Genomic DNA, 4,992 nt, shown 5'->3' on the forward strand with positions numbered 1-4,992 from the left:
CCCAGAACCCATTGATTAAGAGTCAATTGCTCTGCCAATTGAGCTAGAGGCGCTTATTTGTTTTTCAGGTTTTCCCCTGCAACAAGTAAATACTATACGGCATTTTATAGACACCCGCAACTTGATTGAGCATGAACTGCATCACATATTTGACGGGTGTTGCCGTTCAGCCTGAAAACACAAAAATCCGGCGCCCCTCCCCTCCCCTGTAGCGGGGTGTGGGTGGAACGCCGGATTCTTAGAAAGCTATTGCTGAGCTACCGCTTAGCGAGCGACGGAACCTTCGGTGTAGTCGTCGTCAGCGGTGTTCCAGGAGAACAGCTCGCGCAGCTTGCGGCCGGTTGCCTCGATGGGGTGTGCCTCGCCCTTTGCGCGCAGTTCCTTGAACTCGGGTGCGCCTGCAGCCTGGTCTTCCATGAAGCGCTTTGCGAAGTTGCCGTTCTGGATGTCTGCCAGGACAGCCTTCATGTTTTCCTTGACCTCGGGGGAGATCACGCGGGGGCCGGAGACGTAGTCGCCGTACTCTGCGGTGTCGGAGATGGACCAACGCTGCTTAGCGATGCCGCCTTCGATCATCAGGTCAACGATGAGCTTGAGCTCGTGCAGGACCTCGAAGTATGCGATTTCGGGCTGGTAGCCTGCTTCGGTGAGGACCTCGAAGCCGTACTGGACGAGCTGGGAGGTGGAGCCGCAGAGGACTGCCTGCTCGCCGAACAGGTCGGACTCGGTCTCTTCGGTGAAGGTGGTCTTGATGACGCCTGCGCGGGTTGCGCCGAGGCCCTTTGCGTAGGACAGTGCCAGTGCGAGTGCTTCGCCGGATGCGTCCTTCTCGACTGCGACCAGGGCGGGAACGCCGCGGCCTGCTTCGTATTCGCGGCGGACGGTGTGGCCGGGGCCCTTGGGGGCGACCATTGCCACGTCGACACCCTCGGGTGCGGTGATGTAGCCGAAGCGGATGTTGAAGCCGTGTGCGAAGAACAGTGCGTTGCCGGGCTTGAGGTTCGGCTCGATGCTCTCTGCGTAGACCTTTGCCTGGACCTGGTCCGGGGTCAGGATCATGATGACGTCTGCTTCTGCTGCTGCTTCTGCAACGGTTGCGACGCGCAGGCCTTCTGCCTCAGCCTTGGCACGGGACTTGGAGCCCTCGGACAGACCGACGATGACCTTCACGCCGGAGTCACGCAGGTTCAGTGCGTGTGCGTGGCCCTGGGAGCCGTAACCGATAACTGCTACGGTGCGGCCCTGGATCAGGGAGAGGTCTGCGTCGTCGTTGTAGAAAATGGTTGCTGCCATTTCTTCTCCTCAGTAAGTTTGATATGCGGCCCAGGCTGGGCTCAACATTCACTATTCTACTTGATAGCTGTTTAGTTGCGGGCTGTCGAGATTACTTCTCAGCATCTGAAGTATCCGGAAGGTCTGTGAGCCCATAGGGTCGGGTATCGCATCGCTACCGGTTTTCCCGGTTGTAGCGGTGCGATACCCGACGCTATTTCCCGCTGGTGCGGGGTTGGTGTGGCACCCTGGTGGGTGTTAGATGCGCTCGCTCATGGCGCGGGGGCCACGTGCCAGGCCGATGGTGCCGGCGCGAACGATTTCGCGAACACCGTAAGGCTCCAGAACATCCAGCAGTGCGTTGAGCTTCTCCTCAGAACCGGTTGCCTCGATGACAACAGACTCGGGGGAAACGTCAATCACGGATGCGCGGAACAGGTCAGCTGCCTGAACGATCTGCAGGCGAGCAACTGCGTCGGCCTTGACCTTAATCAGGATGTGACCACGCTGGGTGGAGGAGTCTGCGGGAAGCTCGACGACCTTCAGCACGTGAACAAGCTTGTTCAGCTGCTTAGTAATCTGCTCGATGGTGTGAGCGTCACCTTCGGTTACGACGGTGATGCGGGAAACACCGGGGTTTTCGGTGGGGCCCACAGCCAGGGAGAGGATGTTGAACAGTCGGCGGGAGAACAGACCGGAGACGCGGGTGAGAACGCCCGGCTTATCTTCTACCAGAACGGACAGAGTGTGCTGAGACATTAGTTCTCTCCCTCACGATCGAACTCGGGCGAAGTGTTCTTCGCAATCCAAATCTTGTCATTAGATACGCCTGCCGGGACCATGGGCCAGACGAGGGCATGGGGGCTGACGGTGAAGTCAATGACCACGGGGCGGTCGTTGACTTCGAGGGCAGCCTTGATGGTTGCGTCCACGTCTTCGTCGCGTTCGCAGCGGAAGGTTGCGCAGCCGTATGCGTCGCCGAGCTTGACGAAGTCGGGGATGCGTACGGTGCCGTGGCCGTCCTTCAGGTCGGTGTTGGAGTAGCGCTCGTTGTAGAACAGAGTCTGCCACTGGCGCACCATGCCGAGGGAGGAGTTGTTGATGATGGCAACCTTGATGGGGATGTTGTTCTGTGCGCAGGTGACCAGTTCCTGGTTGGTCATCTGGAAGCAGCCGTCGCCGTCGATAACCCAGACGGTGGATTCGGGGTGTGCGACCTTTGCGCCCATACCTGCGGGCACGCCGTAGCCCATGGTGCCCAGGCCTGCGGAGCTGATGAAGTGGCGGGGGCTTTCCTGCTGGATGTAGTGTGCGCCCCACATCTGGTGCTGGCCAACGCCGGTGACGTAGTATGCGTCGGGACCGGTGAGAGCGCTAATACGCTCCAGGACGTACTCGGGCGAGCCGAGGCCATCGTTGGGCTTCTCGTAGCCGAGCGGGTAATCCTTGCGGATGACGTTCAGCTCGTTCCACCACTCGGTCAGGTTCGGCAGCTGGTCTGCGAACTCGGTGGAGAGCAGCTCGATCAGTTCGGGCAGCACGTACTTGAGGTCGCCGACGATCGGCACGTCTGCGAAGCGGATCTTCGAGATTTCTGCCGGGTCAACGTCGATGTGGATGACCTTAGCCTCGGGTGCGAAGGAGTCGAGCTTACCGGTGACGCGGTCGTCGAAGCGTGCACCGAGGGTAATCAGCAAGTCAGACTTCTGCATTGCGGCGACGGCGGGGACGGTGCCGTGCATGCCGGGCATGCCGAGGTTCTGGGGGTCAGAGTCGGGGAATGCACCGATAGCGTTCAGGGTGGTGACGACGGGTGCGCCGATGAGCTTAGCCAGCTTGTGGAACTCTTCGGAAGCACCTGCGCGGACCAGGCCACCACCGACGTAGAAGACGGGGCGCTTGGATTCGGTGATGAACTTAGCTGCTTCGTGGATCTGCTTGGAGTGGCCGCGGGTGACGGGGGTGTAGCCGCGCAGCTCCAGGTCCTCAGGAATGCCGCGGTATTCCATCATGCCGACCTGTGCGTCCTTGGTGACGTCCACGAGCACGGGGCCGGGGCGGCCGGTGGATGCGATGTGGAATGCTGCTGCGAGCGCGCGGGGGATGTCCTGCGGGTCGGTGATCATGAAGGAGTGCTTGGAGATGGGCATTGCCATGCCGACGATGTCAGCTTCCTGGAATGCGTCAGAGCCCAGCAGCTTGGTGGACACCTGGCCGGTGATTGCAACCAGGGGGATGGAGTCCATGTTTGCGTCTGCGATTGCGGTCAGCAGGTTGGTTGCGCCGGGGCCGGAGGTTGCAATGCACACGCCGGTCTTGCCGCTGGACACTGCGTAGCCCTGAGCGGCGTGGCCTGCACCCTGCTCGTGGCGGACCAGGATGTGGCGGACCTTCTTGGAATCGTACAGGGGGTCATAGGTCGGCAGAATGGCTCCACCAGGCAGGCCGAATACGTCAGTCACACCCAGGTCTTCGAGGGTGCGGACGATTGCCTGAGAACCGGTCATGCGTTCTGCGGGAGCGTTTGCCGCGTCATCAGAAGTGGAAAATCCCATAGTCATGGAAATGCCTCGTGTCTTAATGGTTCTTCGTTGTACTCAATGTTCTGCGTGGGGTTTGTGTGATCCTCACGCATCCTATGCCCGGGGGTACCAAGCTATAAAAAATGCCCCTCGCTGTTGGTGGTAGCGGTAGGGGCGCTCAGTCGCAGTGAATAGACCCTGCCACTCGCCCTAGGCGACGTCGACAAGGTTTAGAATTCGCTGGAACATTGCTGTCTTCACCCTTCTATGGTGCGCCCCGAGAGGGGGTGAGTCAAATCTCTATCGGCCAACACACCCGTTTTTGTTCATAAAGGCGCAGGTCGAATACTTTCTTTCATGATGTGGACACCTTGTGCGCGTGCGTGCACTCTTGGGCGCTCATTTGAACAGGTGAGAAAAACTCGCATTTTTGGACGTCATGGCGCGTAATATGTGCGAATACTCGTGACCTTCGTTGGTTGCCCCGGTAGACTGAAGCTATGACCGAACCGATTATCACGGTCGCTGATGAGCTGACCGAAGCAAGTAAGTACGCAGAGGTTGTTGACCCCCGTAACTCTGTTGAGAGTAGCGAGTTTTTGACGGGTGAGGAACTGATTCGGGTTCTGCACCCGGTTTTTGACGAGCAGATTATTAATTACGGTGCATACAATTTGGTGTATGCGACGGGCCGTGCGGTTTACCGTAATCCTGATTTGGCGTTGCACCAGTATCCTGATCAGCAGCATTTTATTGTGGGTTATCAGGATGCGCCGGATGAGGTGATTATTGCTCCGGTGAATTTGCCTGCGTTGACGCCTGCGGGTACGGCTACGACGATTGATAATACGAATGCGCTGCATGCTTACCGTGTGGGTGATGATGCGGTGACGATTGAGTCGGTGAATGGCAGCTCGTTTTATTTGTCGTTTGAGGATAATGCTGAGGTTGCGACTCGTTTTGGCACTGGTCTGCTGGAGCAGGGTAAGGATGTTGAGGATTTCCGTGAGTTTGTGACGCGGATTTGGCCGGTCCTGTAGCCGTGTGACTTTTTGAGGTGAATGCCCGCTACTGTCTTGTGACGGTGGCGGGCTTTCGTATGCCTTGAGTCTGCCACATTGCTGGCTTGAGGTGCGGTGCACGTCCTCGCTCCTACAGGGGCACCCGCCCTCGCTTCGCTTCGGGCACCCTGATGTCG

At 58.7% G+C, this 4,992-nt stretch carries 4 protein-coding genes; 1 reads left to right on the forward strand and 3 read right to left on the reverse strand.

Going from position 1 to position 4,992, the window contains the following annotated elements:
• Positions 1 to 264: 264 nt before the first annotated feature.
• The 3 genes from ilvC to HXO69_RS08650 all read right to left on the reverse strand — a co-directional run bounded on the left by ilvC (position 265) and on the right by HXO69_RS08650 (position 3,833).
• On the reverse strand, positions 265 to 1,293 hold the full coding sequence (gene ilvC / locus HXO69_RS08640) for a ketol-acid reductoisomerase (protein ID WP_254755638.1): 1,029 nt from the start codon (positions 1,291 to 1,293) through the stop codon (positions 265 to 267).
• 237 nt (positions 1,294 to 1,530) lie between these two features.
• The gene (gene ilvN, locus HXO69_RS08645) at positions 1,531 to 2,031 is read right to left on the reverse strand and encodes an acetolactate synthase small subunit (protein ID WP_005505523.1); all 501 of its coding nucleotides are present in this window, start codon (positions 2,029 to 2,031) and stop codon (positions 1,531 to 1,533) included.
• Positions 2,031 to 3,833: an acetolactate synthase large subunit gene (locus tag HXO69_RS08650; RefSeq protein WP_296546541.1), complete on the reverse strand. Its 1,803-nt coding sequence runs from the start codon at positions 3,831 to 3,833 to the stop codon at positions 2,031 to 2,033. Before HXO69_RS08650 ends, ilvN begins: the two co-directional genes overlap by 1 nt.
• A 461-nt stretch (positions 3,834 to 4,294) precedes the next feature.
• On the opposite strand from HXO69_RS08650, the gene HXO69_RS08655 reads away from it, so the two are divergent.
• On the forward strand, positions 4,295 to 4,834 hold the full coding sequence (locus HXO69_RS08655) for a hypothetical protein (protein WP_005505516.1): 540 nt from the start codon (positions 4,295 to 4,297) through the stop codon (positions 4,832 to 4,834).
• Positions 4,835 to 4,992: the final 158 nt, after the last annotated feature.

Source organism: Rothia sp. (in: high G+C Gram-positive bacteria) (genome assembly GCF_015265375.1).
GTDB lineage: Bacteria > Actinomycetota > Actinomycetes > Actinomycetales > Micrococcaceae > Rothia.

Excerpts from the sequence above, each read along its gene's own strand:
- ilvC (WP_254755638.1), bottom strand. The coding sequence starts at position 1,293 with ATGGCAGCAACCATTTTCTACAACGACGACGCAGACCTCTCCCTGATC.
- ilvN (WP_005505523.1), bottom strand. The coding sequence starts at position 2,031 with ATGTCTCAGCACACTCTGTCCGTTCTGGTAGAAGATAAGCCGGGCGTT.
- HXO69_RS08650 (WP_296546541.1), bottom strand. The coding sequence starts at position 3,833 with ATGACTATGGGATTTTCCACTTCTGATGACGCGGCAAACGCTCCCGCA.
- HXO69_RS08655 (WP_005505516.1), top strand. The coding sequence starts at position 4,295 with ATGACCGAACCGATTATCACGGTCGCTGATGAGCTGACCGAAGCAAGT.